Origin of the sequence: Salinarimonas sp., from assembly GCF_046292825.1 — a bacterium.
Classification (GTDB): domain Bacteria; phylum Pseudomonadota; class Alphaproteobacteria; order Rhizobiales; family Beijerinckiaceae; genus Salinarimonas.
Window position 1 is genome coordinate 1 of the sequence record NZ_JBKBQG010000060.1, and the last position, 20388, is coordinate 20388.

The following is a 20388-nucleotide window of genomic DNA, read 5'->3' on the forward strand; positions in this document are numbered from 1 at the left end:
CCCTTCGCTCCTTCGGAGCGAAAAACCCCATCCGTCTCCGACCCCTGTTCGGGGTCGGAGCCACCTTCCCCTGAGGGGAAGGAGAGGCCCCCTCTCCCCAAGCCGCCCGGCCTCTTTCGCAGTCCTCCCTCCCCTCCGGGGAGGGATACTCACCGCCAGATCCCGAACGGGAGCCCCATCATGACCCTCGACCCCACACGCCGCCTCGTCCTCGGTGCCGCCGCGGCGATCCCCGCGCTCGGAACGCTCGCGCCGCGGATCGTGCGGGCGCGCGCGAGCGACGTCGTCGCCGTCGGCGACATCCGGGTGCGCGTCGTCTCGGACGGCACCGTGACGCTGCCCGTCTCCTTCACCCTGCCGGAGACCGACGAGGCCGATCTCGATGCGCTCTTCCGCGAGAACGGCGCCGAGCCGCCGCGGGAATTCGTCAACCAGACCAACGTCACGCTGATCGAGACGGGGAACCGCCGCATCCTCGTCGACACGGGCTCGGGGCCCACCTTCCAGGCGAGCGCCGGGCGGCTCGAGGAGGCGCTCCTCGAGATGGGCGTCGATCCGCAGGACGTCACGGATGTGATCTTCACCCACGGCCACGCCGACCATCTCTGGGGGGCGCTCGACGATTTCGAGGACGGCCCGCGCTTTCCGAACGCCCGCCACGTGATGGGCGAGGCGGAATACGCCTTCTGGACCGATCCGGCGACGCCGCAGACCGCTCCCGATTGGCTCCAGGGCCTCGCGCTCGGCGCCGCGCGCGTGCTCGACACGCTCGGCGACCGCGTCGAGCGGGCGGGCGACGGGGCGGAGCTCGCGCCGGGGATCTCCTATCTCGCGACGCCGGGGCACTCGCCGGGGCACATGTCGGTGCTCGTCGCGAGCGGGGCCGATCAGCTCGTCGTCGGAGGCGACGCGCTCACCAACGTCTACGTCTCCTTCCAGCGCCCCGAATGGCCGCTCGGCACCGATCTCGACCGCAACCAAGCGATTGCGACGCGGTTGTCTCTGCTCGACCGGCTCGCGAGCGATCGCATCGGCCTCGTCGGCTACCACTTGCCTTTTCCGGGAATCGGCTATGTGGAGAGAAAGGGGCGTGCGTTCATCTTCGCTTCAGGTTAGAACGCTCTATAACTGTCGAGCTGGAACGAGTCTCCGGACGAAAGAGAGGAAACGAGCCAATGCGTCACTTCGCCCTCGCCGCCGCGGCGGCCACCCTCTTCCTGCTGCCCGGCATTCAGGCCGCGCAGGCAGGGGACCCCGCCGCCGGCCAGCGCGTCTTCAACCAGTGCCGCGCCTGCCATCAGGTCGGCGAGAACGCCCGCAACGGCGTCGGCCCGCAGCTCAACGGCCTGTTCGGCCGCGAGGCGGGTTCGCTGGAGGACTACAATTACTCGGCCGCCTTCGACAGCCTCGACAAGGTGTGGGATCACGAGAATTTCGCGGTCTACATCCGCAATCCGCGCCAGGTGACGCCGGGCACCAAGATGGTGTTCGCCGGCCTGCGCAACGACCAGCAGATCGCCGACCTGATCGCCTATCTCGATCAGTTCAACGAGGATGGCACGACCCGCTGAGGGTCGGTGCGCGCGTCGGCGAAAGCCGGCTGCATGGCGGCGCAGGCTCACGTCTGCGCCGCCCCTTTTTTTGCGAGCGCGCCTTCTTGTTCGTGCGACTCCGCGCGTGCCGAAATCCCCCTTGCGCGGTCGCGCCCTGCCGTGATCGTGTGCCGCCCGAACCGTGACGGGGGGAGCGCGAGAGCGTGGCCGCGGAGAAGAGCGCCGATATCGTGATCGTGGGCGGAGCCGCCATGGGCTCCTCGCTCGCCTATCATCTCGCGATCCATCCCGGGTTCACCGGCCGCGTCGTCGTGATCGAGAAGGACGCGACCTATGCGCGCTCTGCCTCGGCTCTGTCGGCGGCCTCGATCCGGCAGCAATTCTCGAGCGCGGTGAACATCCGCATCTCGCTCTACGGCATCGCGTTCCTGCGCACGATCGGCGAGCGGCTCGCCGTCGACGGGGAGGCGCCCGCGATCGACCTCCACGAGGGCGGCTATCTCTATCTCGCGAGCGAGGCCGGCGCGGCGATCCTGCGCGAGAACCACGCCCTCCAGATCGCCGAGGGCGCCGACATCGCGCTCCTCGATCGCGCAGGCCTCGCCGATCGCTTCCCCTGGCTGGCGACCGGCGAGGACGTCGTCCTCGGCACGCACGGCACGACGGGAGAGGGCTGGTTCGACGGTTGGGGGCTCCTCCAGGCGCTGCGTCGCAAGGCCCGCGCGCTCGGCGTGGACTACGTCGCCGGAGAGGTCTGCGACATCGTGCGCGATGGCGGGCGCATCACGCAGGTCGTGCTGGTGGACGGCACCCGGATCGCCTGCGGGGCGCTCGTGAACTGCGCCGGCGCCGGGGCGCGTGCGCTCGCCGCGAAGGCCGGCATCGATCTGCCCGTCGTCGCGAAGCGCCGCTACGTCTTCACCTTCACCTGCCGCGAGAGGCTCGGCGCCTTCCCGCTGATGATCGACACGACCGGCACCTATGTCCGCCCCGAGGGCGAGACGGCGCAGGGGCGGCAATTCATCTGCGGCGTCTCCCCCGACGCGCTGGAGGACGAAGGGCTCGATTGGCGCGACGACGATCCCGCGACCCAAGAGGTCGATCATTCCTGGTTCGAGGAGCGGATCTGGCCCGCGCTCGCCGCGCGCGTGCCGGCCTTCGAGGCGATCCGCCCGGGCCGCGCCTGGGCCGGCCCCTACGACATGTGCCTCCTCGATCACAACGCGCTGATCGGGTCCGCCGCGCCGCTCGGGCCGGATAATCTCTATCTTTGCAACGGCTTCTCGGGCCACGGCCTGCAGCAGGCGCCGGCCGTCGGGCGCGGGCTCGCCGAACTCCTCGTCGACGGCCGCTACACGAGCCTCGACCTCTCCGATCTCGCCTTCGCGCGCCTCGCCGAGGGCCGACGAGTGCTCGAGCGCAACGTGATCTGACGCGTCGCACTCGGCGCGCCGCGCTCCCGCGGATGACGACCCTCGTGGCGGGAAACGCCCTCGCGGGCGTCATCTCGCGCCGAAAACGCGCGCGAAGATCGTCTCGACATGCTTGAAATGGTAGCCGAGGTCGAACAGGGACTCGATCTCGGCCGCCGAGAGCTTCGCCGACACCTCGTCGTCCGCCTTGAGGAGCGTGAGGAAATCCCCCTCCCCACGCCAGACCGGCATCGCGTTCCTCTGCACCAGCCGATAGGCGTCCTCGCGCGAGACGCCGGCTTGGGTCAGCGCGAGCAGCACGCGCTGCGAATGGATCAGCCCGCCGAGACGGTCGAGATTCTTCTGCATGTTCTGCGGGTAGACGAGGAGCTTCTCGACGACGCCGGCGAGCCGGGCGAGGGCGAAATCGAGCGTCACCGTCGCGTCCGGGCCGATCATGCGCTCGACGGAGGAATGCGAGATGTCGCGCTCGTGCCATAGCGCGACGTTCTCCATCGCAGGCAAACAATAGGCGCGCACCATGCGGGCGAGGCCGGTGAGGTTCTCGGTGAGCACCGGGTTGCGCTTGTGGGGCATGGCGGAGGAGCCCTTCTGGCCCTCCGAGAAATATTCCTCGGCTTCGAGCACCTCGGTGCGCTGGAGATGGCGGATCTCGGTCGCGAGCCGCTCGATCGAGGAGGCGACGACGGCGAGCGTCGCGAAGAACATCGCGTGCCGGTCGCGCGGGATCACCTGCGTCGAGACTGGCTCGGGGGTGAGCCCCATCTTCTGCGCGACGTATTCCTCCACCCGCGGGTCGATATTGGCGAAGGTGCCGACCGCGCCCGAGATCGCGCAGGTCGCGATCTCCGCGCGCGCCGCGACGAGGCGGGCACGGCAGCGGTCGAATTCGGCATAGGCCTGGGCGAGCTTGAGGCCGAAGGTCGTCGGCTCGGCGTGGATGCCGTGCGAGCGGCCGATCGTCGGGGTGAGCTTGTGCTCGTGCGCGCGCGTCTTCAGGGCCGCGAGCAGGCGGTCGATATCCGCGATCAGGATGTCGGCGGCGCGCGAGAGCTGCACGGCGAGCGTGGTGTCGAGCACGTCCGACGAGGTCATGCCCTGGTGCACGAAGCGCGCCTGCGGCCCCACGATCTCGGCGAGATGGGTGAGGAAGGCGATGACGTCGTGCTTCGTCTCGCGCTCGATCTCGTCGATCCGCGCGACGTCGAAGACCGCATCGCGCCCCTTCTCCCAGATCGTCTCCGCGGCCTCCTTCGGCACCACGCCGAGCTCGGCGAGTGCCGTCGTCGCATGCGCCTCGATCTCGAACCAGATCCGGAAGCGCGTCTGCGGCGACCAGATCGCGACCATCTCGGGGCGGCTGTAGCGCTCGATCATGCGCTCTCTCCTGTGCGGGCCGAGCGCGCGCGCGTGCGGCCGGAATCCTGTCGACGAGCTACGGGACGCGGCGTGCGATGGCAAGCCGCGTCCGCATGGCGGCGGCTCAGAAGCTCACCGCGCGTGCCCGCTTCACCTGCGGGATCGCCTCGATGCGGTCGAGGAGCTCCGCGGAGGGCTTCTGGTCGACCGAGACGAAGCAGATCGCGTCGCCGCCGGGCGCGTCGCGGCCGAGCGAGAAGGTCGCGATGTTGACGCCCGCATCGCCGAGCAGCGAGCCGAAGGCGCCGATGAAGCCCGGCTTGTCCTCGTTGCGCACGTAGATCATGTGCGGCGCGAACTCGGCGTCGACATTGATGTCGCGGATCTCGACGACGCGCGGCTTGCCGTCGTGGAAGACGGTGCCGCCGGCATGACGCGGCATGTCCTCGGCGTCGATCGTGATGCGCACGAAGCTCTCGTAATCGCGTTGCGTGTTCTCGCGCACCGTCTCCTCGATGACGATGCCGCGCTCGCGCGCGACGATCGGGGCGGAGACCATGTTGACGTCCTGGAGCATGGGGCGCAGCGCCCCCGCGACCGCGGCGGAGGTGAGCGCGCGCGTGTTCATGCCCGCGACCGCCCCCTCGTACTCGATGCGGATGCCCTTGACGGGGGCCTCCGTGAGCTGGCCGAGGAAGGAGCCGAGCTTCTCGGCGAGCGCCACGAAGGGTTTGAGGCGCGGCGCCTCTTCCGCCGAGATCGAGGGGAAGTTCACCGCGTTCTCGACGCCGCCGGTGAGGAGATAGGTCGACATCTGCTCGGCGACCTGCAGCGCGACGTTCTCCTGAGCCTCGGTCGTCGAGGCGCCGAGATGGGGCGTGCAGACGACGTTGGGGTGGCCGAAGAGCGCGTTCTCGTGCGCCGGCTCCTCGAGAAAGACGTCGAAGGCCGCGCCCGCGACGTGGCCCGAATCGAGCGCCTCGCGAAGCGCCGCCTCGTCGACGAGCCCGCCGCGCGCGCAATTGACGATGCGAACGCCCGGCCGCGTCTTGGCCAGCGCCTCGCGCGAGAGGATGTTGCGGGTCTTGTCGGTGAGCGGCACGTGCAGGGTGATCACGTCGGCGCGGGCGAGGAGCTCGTCGAGCTCGACCTTCTCGACGCCGATCTCCATCGCGCGCTCGGGCGACAGGAAGGGATCGTACGCGACGACGCGCATGCGCAGCCCGATCGCGCGGTCGGCGACGATCGCGCCGATATTGCCGCAGCCGATCACGCCGAGCGTCTTGGCGGTGAGCTCGACGCCCATGAAGCGGTTCTTCTCCCACTTGCCCGCTTGGGTGGAGGCGTCGGCCTGCGGGATCTGGCGCGCGAGCGCGAACATCATCGCGATCGCGTGCTCGGCGGTGGTGATCGAATTGCCGAAGGGTGTGTTCATGACGATCACGCCGCGCGCGGTGGCGGCTGGGATGTCGACATTGTCGACGCCGATGCCGGCGCGGCCCACCACCTTGAGGCGCTCGGCGCGCTCGAGGAGCTTTGCCGTGACCTTCGTGGCCGAGCGGATGGCGAGCCCGTCGTAATCGCCGATGACCTCGGCGAGCTTGTCCTTGTCCTTGCCGAGCTCGGGGCGGAAATCGACGAGGATGCCGCGATCCTGGAAGATCTTCACGGCGGCGGGGGAGAGGGCGTCGGAAACGAGAACGCGCGGTGCGGACATGGGTGCGCTCCTGCGGGACGAGGAATATCGGGAAACGGATCGAGGCGTCGTCCCCCGCGCCGCCGAGGCGGGAGGGGACGACGGGGGCGGCGCGGCTCAGAGACCGAGCGCGGCCTTCTCCTGCGCGAAGGCGTGATCGAGCCAGGGCGTCAGAGCCTCGAGATCGGCGCGCTCGACGGTCGCGCCGCACCAGATCCGAAGGCCGGGAGGCGCGTCGCGATAGGCGCCGATGTCGAAGGCGACGCCCTCCTTCTCGAGGCGCGAGGCGATGCCCTTGGCGACCGCCGCAACCGCTTCCTCGCCCTTGGCGACGACGTCCGGATCGACGATCACGAGGCACACGCTCGTGTTCGAGGCGGTGGCGGGGTCCTTCGCCAGATTGGCGACCCAGGGCGTGCGTGCCACCCAATCGGCGATCGCGCCGGCATTGGCGTCGGCGCGGGCGACAAGCGCGTCGAGCCCGCCGAGACCCTTCGCCCAACGCAGCGCGTCGATATAGTCCTCGACGCAGAGCATGGAGGGCGTGTTGATGGTCTCGCCCTTGAAGATGCCCTCGATCAGCTTGCCGCCCTTCGTCAGGCGGAAGATCTTCGGCAGCGGCCAGGCGGGCTTGTAGCTCTCGAGCCGCTCGACGGCGCGCGGCGAGAGGATCAGCATGCCGTGCGCGGCCTCGCCGCCCAGAACCTTCTGCCAGGAGAAGGTGACGACGTCGAGTTTGGCCCAATCGAGCCGTTGCGCGAAGGCGGCGGAGGTGGCGTCGCAGATCGTGACGCCCTCGCGATCGGCGGGGATCCAGTCGGCATCGGGAACGCGCACGCCGGAGGTCGTGCCGTTCCAGGTGAAGACGACGTCGCGTTTCTTGGCGTCGACCTGCGCAAGATCGGGCAATTCGCCGTAAGGAGCGGTGATCACGCGGGCGTCGGAGAGGCGCAGCTGCTTGACCGCGTCCGTCACCCAGCCCTCGCCGAAGCTCTCCCAGGCGAGGAGATCGACGCCGCGGGCGCCGAGCATCGACCACATGGCCATCTCGACGGCGCCGGTATCGGATGCGGGCACGATGCCGATGCGGTAATCGGCCGGGACCTGCAGGACCTCGCGGGTGAGCTCGATCGCCTCGGCGAGCTTCGCCTTGCCGACCTTCGCGCGGTGCGAGCGGCCGAGAGAGGCGTCGGAGAGGGCGTCGAGGGTCCAGCCGGGGCGCTTGGCGCAGGGGCCGGAGGAGAAATAGGGCGCGCGCGGACGCGCCTCGGGGGCGTGACGGGTGCTCATGGCTCTGTCCATCCTTCCAGATGGGCGCCTCTCGGTGGGGAGAGGTGTCCCGCGGACGGAGATACGGCAAGGTTCGCGGGGATGCAAGAGCGGCCTCGCCGCCGGGTCGGCGTGCGTCCCGCATCGATCGAGCGGCGGAACACTTTTGCCGCCGAAGCGTTCGGCGCCGGCCATGTCACGATACGCCAATCCCGTGCCCGCCGCTGCGGCGCCTCCCGTCGCGAACCGGTCGTCGGCGGCCGGGGGCCGCCCCCCCGATCTCGGCATCGCCGACGAGCCGTCGGGCCTCGCGCGCGCCGCCATCGTCGCGGGCTGCGTGCTGCTGCCGCTCGCGATCCTGTTCGCCGCGAGCCTCGTGCCCGGTTGGGACATGTCGCATCTCTTGCGCGACACGACGGTGGTCGCCTCGGAGATCGAGAATTGCTGTTCGCCCCATGTCGGCGCCTTGTCGACGTTGGGGCTCCTCGTCATGGCGGCCGCCGCCGCGTTCTTCGCGATCGGGGCGCTGCAACGGTTCCAGGAGCGCGGCCTCGATCGAGGGGCGCGCCTGCTCGCGATCGGAGCGGCGTTCTCCGCGCTATTCTGCGTGGACGACGCTTTTCTTCTGCACGAGCACGTCTTCCTCCACCGGGGCGTGCCGGAAATCGTGACCTATGGCGCCTACGGCGTGTTGATGATCGCCTTCCTCTGGGTGGGGCGCCTGCATCTGCGCTACCTCCACCCCGTTCTCCTCGGCGCGACGCTGGCCGGGTTCGGCCTGTCGGTCGGGATCGATCAGCTCTTCGAGCAGCGGCCGAGCGTGATGATCGTCGAGGAGGTGTTCAAGTTCGTCGCGATCTTCACCTGGGCCGGGTTCGCCCTTCTCGCCTCGGCGCGTCTCGCCCGAATGCCGATCGCGAGCGGGATCCTCGACGAGGAGAAACCCGCTCGCTGAGGCGATCCGCGAAGGCGCCCTGGGCGCTGCGGCCCGAGCGCGTGGCTCAGAACTTCACGCCCGCCGCCGCGCGCAGCGTGTTGCGGGAGACTTCGGCGCCGCCCATGTCGGGGAAGAAGGTGTAGAGCCACTCGCCGCGCACGAACACGTTCTCGGTGAGCGCGACGTCGACGCCCGCGCTGCCGGCGACGCCGATCGCCCAGCCGCTCTTGGGCGCCACGTCCTGGAAGCGGAACGGGCCGGCGACCGGCGCCTCGCCGTATTCGAGGTCGATCACGCGACGACGCTTGTACTCGGCGATCGCGACGCCGCCGCTGACGAAGGGCAGGAAGGCGCCGACGGTGTAGCCGGCCCGCACGCGCAGCGTCGAGACGTTGTCGACCTCGAGCTCGAAGGTGCCGCGTGCGTCCGCATAGCCCAACGTGTCGTTGGAGAGGTTGCGGCGCCGGGCGAGCTGGTCGCTGCCGACGGAGCGCGTGCGGCCGCGGGTGAAGTCCGCCTCGATGCCGAGCACCGTCTCGTCGAATTGGAAATTGTAGCCGGCGGCGATGCCGAAGACGCTCGCGCGCCGGTCGCTGACGGTCGGGCGCAGGAAGTCCGAGACCCGCATCTCGGCCTCGAGCACCGTGTCGCGCAGGTGGTGGGCGATCGGCTCCTTGAAGATGCCGTCGGCTTTCACCCCCGTCTGCGTGTAGCCTGCGAATCCGGCGAAATAGCCGCCCTGCCACACCACGACCGGCTCTCCCCATTGGGAGCCGCGCAGCGGACCGAAATCGAGATCCGCGGCGTGGGCGGCCTGGTGAGCGGCCTGGGCGGAAAAAGCCGTGGCGAGCGCGAGCGCCGCTGCGAAGGTGGTGCGCATGGTCTTCGTCTTCCTCACGCGGGGCGTGTTTCCCACGCCGTTCCTCTGGGGGAGTGTCGCCTGTTAACCTTAACGAATGATTGCCGGAGCACCGTCAGAACGCCCGCGAGATCGGCTGGACGTGGCCGGAGGAGGGCTGGTCGAGGCTCCAGCGGATGCCGACCCGCGCCTCGTGCGCCGACAGGCGACGGACCTCGCCGTAGCCGACGGGCGTCGCCGCCGTCCGGGCGCGACCGAGATCGACGTAGCGATAGCCGAGATCGATGGCGAAGCCGTGCCCCGCATCCACAGCGACGCCCGCCATGAGCGCCCAGGCGAGCGAGCCGACGGTGCGGTCGCGCACGCCCGGATCGACGCCGCCGACGCGCAGGCCCGACACGGTGTTCCAGGAATAGCCGAGGCCCGCGCCGACATAAGGCGTGAGCCCCGACCAGGTGCCGAGGTCGAGATAGGCGTTGGCGAGCGCCGTCGTCGAGGCGAAGCGTCCCGTCAGCGCGAAGCCGGGCAGGCCGCGCGGATCGTCGAAGAGCGTGGCGCGCGTCGCGAAGCGATGGTCCAGAGTCACGTCCGCGCGAAGCCAGGAATTGACCCGATAGCCGACGCCCGCGCCCAGAACGGCGGCGTCGGCGATCTTCTCGCCCGTCGACGCGAGGGTGCCGGCGGGCGTCACCGCCCGCGCCCTGGGGCGCGGATGGTGCGCGTAGCCGATGTCGCCGCGCAGGTACCAGCCGCCGCCGATCGCCTCGGCGGGGGCCGGGTGGTGGATCTCCGGCAGCGGCGGCAGGAGATCCGCCGCGAGAGCCGGTGCGGCCATCGTCGCCGTCGAGGCGAGTGCGAAGGCGAGGGCGGAGAGGCGCATCGTGCGGGCTCCTCGACGGCCGGCTCAGAAGGCGCGGCTGAGGGGACGGTGGACCGGCGCGGAGGAGGGGCCGTGCAGGTTCCAGCGCATGCCGAAGCGCAGATCGTGGGAGTGCAGATCGCGGAACTCCCAATTGTTGGCGATGCGATCCATGTTCGTGAACCGGCCGCCCTGGCCGGTGACGCCCCGGCCCATGTTCAGGTAGCGATAGGCGAGCTCCAGGGTCAGGCGATCGTTGACCTCGTAGCCGGCGCCCGCGTGGAGCGCCCAGGCGAGATTGGTGCGCGAGGCGTTGCGATAGAGCGCATGGCCGGCGATCAGCGTGCCGTCCGGCTGGTTGCCGGTGGCGCGATCCTGGAAATTGCCGATGGTCACGTGCGCGACGCCGATGCCCGCGCCGACGAACGGCGTGATGCCCCACCACGTGCCGAGATCGAGATAGGCGTTCACGAGCGCGACGGCCTCGGTCTTGTCGGCCGTGAACTCGTTCGTCTGATTCCAGGCGCCGGTCGGCTCGGTCGCCCAGCGCACGCGCTCCACGCCGCTGTAGCGCGTGCGGCCGCGATATTCGCCGGTCACGTCCGTGCGCAGCCAGGAATTGAAGCGGTAGCCGACGCCCGCGCCGAGGGCGACGCCGGAATCGAACTCGCTCTGCAGCCACTCGATCGTGTCGCCCGGGTTCTCCGCCTCGAGCTGCCGGTTGCGCGGCACCTTCGATTGCTGGTTCGTCATCGAAATGTCGCCGCGCAGGTACCACCCGCCCGCGAAGACCTCGACGGGCGGCGGCGGAGCCGGCAGCGGGATGTGGATCGGGATGTCCGCGGCATTCGCGGGGAGGGCGATCATGGTGGCCATCGCGGCGGCGACGGCGAGGCTCTTGCGGTGCATGGCGCGTGTTCCCGTGATTGCCGCCGCGCGGCGGCGCATTCGTCACGGGAAGACCGTTGCATCAATTGCTTAAGAGCGACTTAACCTTAAGAGGTAAGGTAAAGAAACCGCGAAAAAGGGGCGCGCCCGGCGAACGAGCGCGCCGCCCCTCTCCGCGTTCAGGCGGCGTGCGACACCGCGTCCGCGATCTCGTCGACGACGGCGAGCACCACGTCCCGATCGTCGCCTTCCCCCATCACGCGAATGACCGGCTCGGTGCCGGACTTGCGGATGACGAGCCGCCCGGCCTGCCCGAGCCGCGCGCGCGCGGCCTCGATCACGGCCGAGACGCTCGTGTCGGACAAGGGGTCGGCGGCGCGGAAGCGCACGCTCTTGAGGATCTGCGGCAGCGGCTCGAAGCAATGGCAGACCTCGGAGACCGGCCGCTCCGAGCGCTTGACGACGGCGAGCAGCTGGAGCGCGGCGATGAGGCCGTCCCCCGTCGTCGCGTAATCGGACAGGATCACGTGGCCCGATTGCTCGCCGCCGAGATTGTAGCCGCCCTCGCGCATCTGCTCGAGCACGTAGCGATCGCCGACCGCGGTGCGGATCATCGAGAGGCCCCGCCCCTCGAGATAGCGCTCGAGGCCGAGATTGGACATGATCGTGGCGACGATGCCCGGCCGCGTGAGCCGCCCGTCCTCGTGCCAGCTCGTCGCGATCGCCGCCATCAGCTGATCGCCGTCGACGATGCGGCCCTTCTCGTCGACCACGATGACGCGGTCGGCGTCGCCGTCGAGCGCGATGCCGACGTCGGCGCGCAGCTCCCGCACCTTGGCGACGAGGGCCTCCGGCGCGGTCGAGCCGCATTCGCGGTTGATGTTGAAGCCGTTCGGCTCGACGCCGATCGTGATCACCTCCGCCCCGAGCTCCCAGAGCGCCTCGGGAGCGACCTTGTAGGCGGCGCCGTTGGCGCAATCGAGCACGACGCGCAGCCCCTCGAGATCGAGGAGGCGCGGCAGCGTGCGCTTGGCGAACTCGATGTAGCGCGCCTGCACGCCCTCGACGCGCTTGGCCCGCCCGAGCCGCGCCGCCGAGGCGAGCCGGCGGGTCACGTCCTCGTCCATCAGCTGCTCGATCGAGACCTCGACCTCGTCGGAGAGCTTGTACCCGTCCGGGCCGAACAGCTTGATCCCGTTGTCCTCGAACGGGTTGTGCGAGGCGGAGATCATCACGCCGAGATCCGCGCGCATCGAGCGGGTGAGCATCGCCACCGCGGGCGTCGGCATCGGGCCGAGCAGCAGCGTGTCCATGCCCACCGAGGTGAAGCCGGCGACGAGCGCGTTCTCGATCATGTAGCCGGACAGGCGCGTGTCCTTGCCGATGACGACGCGGTGGCGATGGTCGCCGCGCTGGAAGGCGAGGCCCGCCGCCTGGCCGACGCGCAGGGCGAGCTCGGGGGTGATGACGGCGTTCGAGCGGCCGCGGATCCCGTCAGTGCCGAAATGCTTGCGCAAGGTGGATACTCCGAAGGCTCCGTCGAAACCGATTGGTGATGCGGTGGGCGAGCCGCACGCGACCGCGCCACCCGCCCTTTGAGCGACGCGGGCGGGCGTGCGTCAAGAGGAGTATCGCTCCTCGCCCGTTCACTTTCGGTAATCGTCTGTAACCGGCGGGCACGTCTGACCCGAGCCGTCTCCGTCGCGAGTTCGATTGCGCGCGCGCGCGATCCCGCTAGGCTCGCTCCGCAAGAGCCCCGAGGACCGTCGCCCGAGGACACGTCGCCCATGGACACGATCTACGACCGCGATCTCGACCGCAATCGCGCGAATTTCCAGCCCCTGACGCCGCTCCTCTTCCTGGAGCGCGCGGCCGAGGTCCATCCGGACCATGTGGCGGTGATCCACGGCGGCCTGCGGCGGACCTATCGCGAGCTGTACGCGCGCGCCAGGCGCTTGGCCGGCGCGCTCGCGCGGCGGGGGATCGGGCGCGGCGACACGGTGGCGGCGATGCTGCCGAACATCCCCGAAATGATCGAGGCGCATTACGGGGTGCCGATGACGGGCGCGGTGCTCAACACCCTCAACACGCGGCTCGACGCCGCGATCATCGCGTTTTCCCTCGCGCACGGCGAGGCGAAGGTGCTGATCACCGATCGCGAGTTCTCGAAGACGATCCGTCCGGCCCTGGCGCAGCTCGGCCGCGAGATCCTCGTGATCGACGTCGACGACCCGGAATACGACGGGCCCGGCGAGCGGCTCGGCACGATCGACTACGAGGCCTTCCTCGCCGAGGGCGACCCGGATTTCGCCTTGGCGATGCCGCGCGACGAGTGGGATGCGATCACGCTCAACTACACGTCGGGCACCACCGGCGACCCGAAAGGCGTCGTCTACCACCATCGCGGGGCCTATCTCCTCGCCACCGGCAACATCGTCACCTGCGCCATGGGCAAGCACCCGGTCTATCTGTGGACGCTGCCGATGTTCCACTGCAATGGCTGGTGCTTTCCCTGGTCGCTCTCGATCGTCGCCGGCACGCATGTCTGCCTGCGGCAGGTCCGCGCGAAGCCGATGTACGACGCCATCGCCGATCACGGCGTCACCCATCTGTGCGGCGCGCCGATCGTGATGGCGGCGCTCCTCAACGCGCCGGAGGCGGAGAAACGGGCCCTGCCGCACGCCGTGCAGTTCTTCACGGCGGCCGCGCCCCCGCCCGAGGCGGTGCTCTCGGCGATGCGCGAAGCGGGCTTCGTGGTGACGCATCTCTACGGCCTCACCGAGACCTACGGCCCCTCCGTCGTGAACGATTGGCACGCGGAATGGGACGATCTGCCCGCCGCCGACTACGCCGCCAAGAAGGCCCGCCAGGGCGTCCGCTATCAGGCGCTCGAGGGCCTCGCCGTGCTCGACCCGCAGACGATGGAGCCGGTGCCCGCCGACGGCGCCACGCTCGGCGAGGTGATGATGCGCGGCAACGTCGTGATGAAGGGCTATCTGAAGAATCCCGCGGCCACCGCGAAGGCCTTCGAGGGCGGCTGGTTCCATTCGGGCGACCTCGGCGTGCGCTACCCGGACGGGTATATCCAGCTCAAGGACCGCTCGAAGGACATCATCATCTCGGGCGGGGAGAACATCTCCTCGATCGAGGTGGAGGACGTCCTCTACAAGCATCCGGCGATCGCTGCCGCAGCGGTCGTGGCGAAGCCCGACGAGAAATGGGGCGAGACGCCCTGCGCCTTCGTCGAGCTCAAGCCGGGGGCGAGCGCGACGGCCGAGGAGATCGTCGCCTTCTGTCGCGAGCGGCTCGCCCACTTCAAGGCGCCGCGGCATATCGTCTTCACCGAGGTGCCCAAGACGTCGACCGGAAAGATCCAGAAGTACAAGCTCCGCGAAATGGCGAAGGACGTCTGAGGATTCGCGCACGGGAAAGCGGCGGAACCGCGTCCGCTCGGCGCGGGAAAGCGCGGACATTTTCCTTGCGCGCGCGCTCGCGTCGTCCTTAAGTATCGGCCGGCAAGGCGGTTTCGACCGCCTCAAGAACAAGACCGAACCAGAGAGAACGGAGCCCTTCAGTGACGAAACGCACGACCATGCTTCTCGCCGGCGCGGCGATCCTCGCGCTCACGAGCTTCGGCGCAGCCGCGCAGGAGCGCGTATTCCGATACGCGACCTCCGGCGACATTCTGGGGCTGGACCCCCACATGCACAATCACGGCACGACGAATGCTTTCAAGGGCAACGTCTACGGCGCTCTGGTGCACCGTCTGCCGGATCTCTCGCTGACCCCCGATCTCGCCGTCTCGTGGGAGACGATCGACGACGTGACCTGGGAATTCCAGCTGCGCGAAGGCGTGACCTTCCACAACGGCGAGCCCTTCACGGCCGACGACGTGATCTACAGCTGGCGGCGCATCTCGCAGCAGGGCTCCGAGATGATCAACTTCGTCTCCTCCATCGAAAACATGGAGAAGGTCGACGATTACAAGATCCGCATCACGACGCGCGGCCCGGATCCGATCCTCCTGCAGAACCTGTCCTTGTTCTTCATCGTGAGCGAGGAGTTCAAGGAGGCGAACAACGCCTTCCCGGTCGTCGTCGGCGGCGGCACGACGAACTTCGCCAACCTGAACGCCAACGGCACCGGCCCCTTCCGCGTCGTCGAGTGGGTCCAGGACAACCGCCTGGTGCTCGAGCCGAACGAGGATTGGTGGGGTCACGAGGACCGCACCGACAATTTCGACCGCGCGATCTTCATGCCGATCGGCAACGACGCGACCCGCGTCGCCGCCCTGCTCTCGGGCGAGGTCGACATGATGTATCCCGTGCCGCTGCAGGACGTGCCGCGTCTCCAGCAGGCGCCGAACATCGAGGTCATGCAGGGCCCCGAGCTGCGCACGATCTTCCTCGGCTTCGACCAGCACCGCGACGAGCTGATGGACATGCCGGGCTCCGGCGTGAACCCGTTCAAGGACGTGCGCGTGCGCCAGGCCTTCGCCCACGCGCTCGATCTCAACGCGATCCAGCGCGTCGTCATGCGCGGCGCCTCGACGCCGACGGGCCTGATGGTGGCGCCCGGCATCGTCGGCTTCGCCGAGGACCTGAACGAGCCCTACGAGTTCAACCCGGACCGCGCGCGCGAGCTCCTCGCCGAGGCGGGCTTCGAGAACGGCTTCCCCGTGACGCTCGACTGCCCGAACGACCGCTACGTCAACGACGAGGCGATCTGCTCGGCGGTCATCCCGATGCTGCGCCGCATCGGCATCGACGCGACGCTCAACGCGCAGACCCTGTCCTTGCACTTCAACAAGATCGGCGCGGCCGAGAACTACAATACGAGCTTCTACATGCTCGGCTGGACGCCCGGCACGTACGATTCGCTCAACACGCTCATGAACATCATGACGCTCGACGGGACGGGCCGCGGCACCTGGAATTCGGGCCGCTACACCAATCCCGAGGTCGAGGAGCTCGTCTCCAAGATCCAGGTGACCGTCGATCCCGAGGAGCGCAACGCCCTCATCCACGAGGCCTTCCGCATCCACAAGGAGGATGTCGGCCACCTGCCGCTCCACCAGCAGGCGCTGGCCTGGGGCATCCGGACGGACCGCATCGCGGAGATCGCCCAGCGTCCGTTCAACGACGTCGACCTGCGCTTCGTGCGACTGGTCGACTGACGAGGACCGTTCGAGACGAGGGACCCGGAGCCGCCGAGGCTCCGGGTCCTTTTCTCTTCCGACGACCGCGCCGCGCGCCCCGTCCCGTCTTTCGCTTCGAGGCTCAAGTCGATGCTCGACTTCATCGTCCAGCGACTCCTGCAGGCGATCTTCGTCATGCTGGTCGTGTCGCTGATCTCCTTCTCGCTCTTCCAATTCGTCGGCGACCCCGTCAACAACATGTTCGGCCCCGACGCGACGCTGGAGCAGCGCGCGGCCGCACGCGAGACGCTGGGGCTCAACGATCCGGTGCCGGTGCAATTCGTCCGCTGGGTGGGCAATGCGGTCCAGGGCGAGTTCGGCCAGTCCTACCGGATGGGACGCCCGGTGGCGCAGCTCATCGCGGAGCGGCTGCCGGCGACCCTCGAGCTCGTGTTCCTGTCGGCGATCATCGCGGTGGCGGTCGGCGTGCCGATGGGAGTCTATACGGGTCTCAAGCGACATTCCTGGTTGTCGAAGGTCTTCCTCACGGTCTCTCTCGTCGGCATCTCGCTGCCGACCTTCCTCATCGGCATCCTCCTGATCCTGATCTTCGGCGTGCAGCTCGGCTGGCTGCCGACCTTCGGCCGCGGCGGCCTCGTGCGCGTCGGCAATTGGGAGACAAGCTTCCTCACCGCGCGCGGCTGGAGCCACATCATCCTGCCGGCGATCACGCTCGCGCTCTTCCAGCTGACGCTGATCATGCGCCTCGTGCGCGCGGAGATGCTGGAGGTGCTGCGCACCGAATACATCAAGTTCGCCCGGGCGCGCGGCCTGCGCGAGCGCTCGATCAATTTCGGCCACGCGCTCAAGAACACGCTCGTGCCGGTGATCACCATCATGGGCCTGCAGATCGGCGCGCTGCTCGCGTTCTCGATCATCACCGAGACCGTCTTCCAGTGGCCCGGGATGGGGCTCCTGATCATCCAGGCGATCAATTTCGGCGACATTCCGATCATGTCCAGCTATCTCGTGCTCGTGGCGTTGTTCTTCGTGATCATCAACCTCGTCGTCGACCTCCTGTACTACGTCGTCGATCCGCGGCTGCGGATCGAGCGGCCGACGAGCGCGAAGTGAGGAGCCCGGCCATGAACGAGCACACCAAGGTCGAGCGCCTCGACGAGGCCGCCCCCCCGCCCTTCCTCACCCGCGTCTCCGACGGCGTGCGCCGCTTCTTCGACGGCGACGTCTTCGACAGCTTCCGCCGCTCGCCGGTGACGATCCTCGCCTTCGTCGTGACCGTCGTCCTCTTCGTGGCGGCGCTCTTCGCCCCCTGGGTCGCGCCGCACGACACCTACGACCTGCGCAGCCTCGACCTCATGAACGCCTATCTGCCGCCGGCCTGGGAGGCGGGCGGGGATTCGCGCTTCCTGCTCGGCACGGACGACCAGGGCCGCGACATGCTCTCGGCGATGATCTACGGAATGCGCATCTCGCTCCTCGTCGGCTTCTCGGGCGTGCTCCTCGCCGCCTTGTTCGGCACGATGCTCGGCCTCCTGTCGGGCTATCTCGGCGGCTGGGTCGATTCGCTCATCATGCGCATCGCCGACGTGCAGCTCACCTTCCCCGCGATCCTGATCGCGTTGATGATCGACGGCATCGCCTCGACGCTGATGAGCACGCAGGCGCGGGCGGACTTCAAGATCTACGTCATCATCCTCGCCATCGCCGCCTCGCTCTGGGTGAACTTCGCCCGCACCGTGCGCGGCTCGACGCTGGTCGAGAAGAACAAGGAATACGTCCAGGCCGCGCGCGTCATCGGCATCCACCCGCTGATGATCATGTATCGCCACGTGCTCCCCAACGTGACCGGGCCCGTCCTCGTGATCGCCACCCTCTCGCTGGCGGTCGCGATCCTGACGGAGGCGACCCTGTCCTTCCTCGGGGTGGGCGTTCCGCCGACGAACCCGTCGCTCGGCACGCTCATCCGCATCGGCAACAACTTCCTGTTCTCGGGCGAGTGGTGGATGTCGATCTTCCCCGGTATCGTCCTCGTGGTGCTCGTGCTCGCCGTGAACCTGCTCGGCGATTGGCTGCGCGACGCGCTCAATCCGAAGCTGCGCTGAGGAGGGGCTCATGAGCGCGAACACAGACAAGACGAAGCGCCCCGTCCTCGAGGTGAAGAATCTGCGGGTCGAGTTCCGCACGCGCCGGGGCACGCTCACCGCCGTCGACGACGTCTCCTTCGAGATCGCGGAGGGGGAGGTGCTCGGCGTCGTCGGCGAATCGGGTGCCGGCAAGTCGATGACGGGATCGGCCGTGATCGGTCTCCTCGAGCCGCCCGGCCGCGTCGCCGGCGGGCAGGTGATCCTCGACGGGCAGCGCATCGACAACCTCACCACCGAGGAGATGCGCAAGGTGCGCGGCAAGCGCATCGGCATGGTCTTCCAGGACCCGCTGACCTCGCTCAACCCGCTCTACACGGTCGGGCGCCAGCTCACCGAGACGATCCAGACCCACGAGCCGATGAGCGACGCGCAGGCCCGGGAGCGGGCGATCGCGCTCCTCGCCGAGGTCGGGATTCCCTCTCCCGAGCGGCGCGTCGACCAATATCCGCACCAATTCTCGGGCGGCATGCGCCAGCGCGTGGTCATCGCGCTCGCGCTCTGCGTCAACCCGCGCATGATCATCGCCGACGAGCCGACCACCGCGCTCGACGTCTCCATCCAGGCCCAGATCATCAAGCTCCTGAAGCGCCTGTGCGACGATCACGGGGCGGCGGTGATGCTGATCACCCACGACATGGGCGTCATCGCCGAGACGGCGGACCGCGTCGCGGTGATGTATGCGGGCCGCGTCGTCGAGGTCGGCCCCGTGGCCGAGGTCGTCAAGAACGCGCGCCATCCCTACACGCGCGGCCTGATGGGCTCGATCCCGAAGGTCGGCCACGATCTCGAGCGGCTGCCGCAGATCGAGGGCTCGATGCCGCGGCTCACCGAGATCCCGAAAGGCTGCCCCTTCAATCCGCGCTGCCCGCACGTCTTCGATCGCTGCCGGGTCGAGCGCCCGGACCTGATCCCCGTCGGCGCCTCGCGCGCCGCCTGCTGGCTCCACGACGAATCCGCGCCCCGGGCGGCGGCGGAATAGGACATGCTTCCGATGGCGGTCGACAAACCCATCCTCGCGGTCGAGGATCTCACGAAATCCTTCGACGTCTCCGCGCCCTTCCTGCGCCGCCTCGTGCGGCGCGAGGGACGCTCGATCCTGCGCGCGGTCGACGGCGTGGCCTTCGACATCCCCCGCGGCAAGACGCTCTCGCTCGTCGGCGAATCGGGCTGCGGCAAGTCCACGGTCGCGAGGCTCGTCGTGGGCCTCTACGCCCCGACCAAGGGGCGCATCCTCTTCGACGGGCAGGACCTCGCGCAAAAGCGCAGCCGACGGGAGATGGCGGGCATCCGCCGCCGCTTCCAGATGATCTTTCAGGACCCCTATGCCAGCCTCAATCCGCGCTGGCGCGTCCACGACATCATCGCCGAGCCGATCCGCGCGCATCGCCTCGCCAAGGACGAGCGCGACGTCACGCGCCGCGTGGCGCTCAATCTCGAGCGAGTGAAGCTGTCGGCCCGCGACGGCGAGAAGTTCCCGCACGAATTCTCGGGGGGCCAGCGCCAGCGCATCTCGATCGCCCGCGCGCTCGCCTCCGAGCCCGAATTCCTGGTCTGCGACGAGCCCACCTCGGCGCTCGACGTCTCGGTCCAGGCGCAGATCCTGAACCTGATGAAGGACCTGCAGCGCGAGCTCGGCCTCTCCTACCTCTTCATCAGCCACGATCTCGCGGTCGTCTACCACATCTCCGACTATCTCGGGGTCATGTATCTCGGGCGCCTCGTCGAGGTCGGGCCCGCGCGCCAGGTTTTTGCCGATCCGCAGCATCCCTATACGCGGATGCTGCTCGACGCGATCCCCGATCTCGAGATGACCGGCAAGAAGCGCATCCCGGTCGGCGGCGAGGTGCCGTCCCCGATCGCGCCTCCTCCCGGCTGCCACTTCAACCCGCGCTGCCCCTTCGCCAACGAGCGCTGCCGCGTCGAGGTGCCCGGCCCGACGCATCTCGGCGAGCGCATGGTGCGCTGCCACGCCGTGGAGGAGGGCCGCCTCGCCGCGGAGGTGGCGCGGGTGGCCTCGGCCGAGCGCTGAGAGGACGGGTTCTCGACGAGCGCGCGAGACGACCGGCGGAAGAACGATCCCGACGCGAACGTCCCCCTCCCCCCGCGCAGCGGCGGGGAGGGTAGTGTGGGGGGCGGTCGGGCTCGGGGAGCGGGTGGACGGGCGTGCTCGGCCTCTCCGCCGGAGCACCCCCACCGACCTCCCCACAAGCGCGACCGCCCCCCACCCCTAGCC

The 20388-nt window shown here is 69.0% G+C and carries 17 protein-coding genes; 10 read left to right on the forward strand and 7 right to left on the reverse strand.

The window, feature by feature from the left end; all coding sequences use genetic code 11:
- The first annotated feature begins 180 nt into the window (after positions 1-180).
- The 3 genes from ACK4UM_RS19195 (at position 181) to ACK4UM_RS19205 (ending at position 2986) form a co-directional block, all read left to right on the forward strand.
- The gene (locus ACK4UM_RS19195) at positions 181-1116 is read left to right on the forward strand and encodes an MBL fold metallo-hydrolase (RefSeq protein WP_409802447.1); all 936 of its coding nucleotides are present in this window, start codon (positions 181-183) and stop codon (positions 1114-1116) included.
- A 59-nt stretch (positions 1117-1175) separates the two neighbouring features.
- Positions 1176-1571: a c-type cytochrome gene (locus ACK4UM_RS19200; protein ID WP_409802448.1), complete on the forward strand. Its 396-nt coding sequence runs from the start codon at positions 1176-1178 to the stop codon at positions 1569-1571.
- A gap of 185 nt (positions 1572-1756) precedes the next feature.
- The gene (locus tag ACK4UM_RS19205) at positions 1757-2986 is read left to right on the forward strand and encodes an NAD(P)/FAD-dependent oxidoreductase (protein ID WP_409802449.1); all 1230 of its coding nucleotides are present in this window, start codon (positions 1757-1759) and stop codon (positions 2984-2986) included.
- Between the two features lie 69 nt (positions 2987-3055).
- Here ACK4UM_RS19205 and purB read toward each other — a convergent pair whose 3' ends face one another.
- The 3 genes from purB to ACK4UM_RS19220 form a co-directional block, all read right to left on the reverse strand.
- Positions 3056-4363, reverse strand: coding sequence for an adenylosuccinate lyase (purB, locus tag ACK4UM_RS19210; protein ID WP_409802450.1), 1308 nt, complete (start codon positions 4361-4363; stop codon positions 3056-3058).
- A 106-nt stretch (positions 4364-4469) separates the two neighbouring features.
- Positions 4470-6062 carry a phosphoglycerate dehydrogenase gene (gene serA, locus ACK4UM_RS19215; RefSeq protein ID WP_409802451.1) on the reverse strand — a complete coding sequence of 531 codons (1593 nt, stop codon included), beginning with the start codon at positions 6060-6062 and terminating at the stop codon, positions 4470-4472.
- Between the two features lie 96 nt (positions 6063-6158).
- The gene (locus tag ACK4UM_RS19220; RefSeq protein ID WP_409802452.1) at positions 6159-7331 is read right to left on the reverse strand and encodes a phosphoserine transaminase; all 1173 of its coding nucleotides are present in this window, start codon (positions 7329-7331) and stop codon (positions 6159-6161) included.
- Between the two features lie 193 nt (positions 7332-7524).
- Between ACK4UM_RS19220 and ACK4UM_RS19225 the strand changes: the two genes are divergently transcribed.
- Positions 7525-8265 (forward strand): hypothetical protein, encoded by a 741-nt coding sequence (locus tag ACK4UM_RS19225; protein WP_409802453.1) that lies wholly within the window; start codon positions 7525-7527, stop codon positions 8263-8265.
- Positions 8266-8311: 46 nt separating this feature from the next.
- On the opposite strand, the gene ACK4UM_RS19230 is transcribed toward ACK4UM_RS19225, so the two are convergent.
- From ACK4UM_RS19230 to glmM, 4 genes are all read right to left on the reverse strand, one after another.
- Positions 8312-9145 (reverse strand): outer membrane protein, encoded by an 834-nt coding sequence (locus tag ACK4UM_RS19230; protein WP_409802454.1) that lies wholly within the window; start codon positions 9143-9145, stop codon positions 8312-8314.
- A 76-nt stretch (positions 9146-9221) separates the two neighbouring features.
- Positions 9222-9986, reverse strand: a complete 765-nt coding sequence (locus ACK4UM_RS19235) for an outer membrane protein (protein ID WP_409802455.1) — start codon at positions 9984-9986, stop codon at positions 9222-9224.
- A 24-nt stretch (positions 9987-10010) separates the two neighbouring features.
- Positions 10011-10874, reverse strand: a complete 864-nt coding sequence (locus tag ACK4UM_RS19240) for an outer membrane protein (RefSeq protein ID WP_409802456.1) — start codon at positions 10872-10874, stop codon at positions 10011-10013.
- Between the two features lie 158 nt (positions 10875-11032).
- Positions 11033-12370 carry a phosphoglucosamine mutase gene (gene glmM / locus ACK4UM_RS19245; RefSeq protein ID WP_409802457.1) on the reverse strand — a complete coding sequence of 446 codons (1338 nt, stop codon included), beginning with the start codon at positions 12368-12370 and terminating at the stop codon, positions 11033-11035.
- A gap of 270 nt (positions 12371-12640) precedes the next feature.
- Here glmM and ACK4UM_RS19250 point away from each other — a divergent pair, with 270 nt between their 5' ends.
- The 6 genes from ACK4UM_RS19250 to ACK4UM_RS19275 all read left to right on the forward strand — a co-directional run bounded on the left by ACK4UM_RS19250 (position 12641) and on the right by ACK4UM_RS19275 (position 20184).
- Positions 12641-14266: an acyl-CoA synthetase gene (locus ACK4UM_RS19250; protein WP_409802458.1), complete on the forward strand. Its 1626-nt coding sequence runs from the start codon at positions 12641-12643 to the stop codon at positions 14264-14266.
- A gap of 161 nt (positions 14267-14427) precedes the next feature.
- Positions 14428-16029, forward strand: coding sequence for an ABC transporter substrate-binding protein (locus ACK4UM_RS19255; protein ID WP_409802459.1), 1602 nt, complete (start codon positions 14428-14430; stop codon positions 16027-16029).
- 111 nt (positions 16030-16140) lie between these two features.
- The gene (locus ACK4UM_RS19260; RefSeq protein ID WP_409802460.1) at positions 16141-17124 is read left to right on the forward strand and encodes an ABC transporter permease; all 984 of its coding nucleotides are present in this window, start codon (positions 16141-16143) and stop codon (positions 17122-17124) included.
- Between the two features lie 11 nt (positions 17125-17135).
- Positions 17136-18113, forward strand: coding sequence for an ABC transporter permease (locus ACK4UM_RS19265; protein WP_409802461.1), 978 nt, complete (start codon positions 17136-17138; stop codon positions 18111-18113).
- Between the two features lie 10 nt (positions 18114-18123).
- A complete protein-coding gene (locus tag ACK4UM_RS19270; protein ID WP_409802462.1) occupies positions 18124-19134 on the forward strand; it encodes an ABC transporter ATP-binding protein in 1011 nt (336 codons plus the stop codon).
- 12 nt (positions 19135-19146) lie between these two features.
- Positions 19147-20184 (forward strand): ABC transporter ATP-binding protein, encoded by a 1038-nt coding sequence (locus tag ACK4UM_RS19275; RefSeq protein ID WP_409802463.1) that lies wholly within the window; start codon positions 19147-19149, stop codon positions 20182-20184.
- Positions 20185-20388 lie beyond the last annotated feature (204 nt).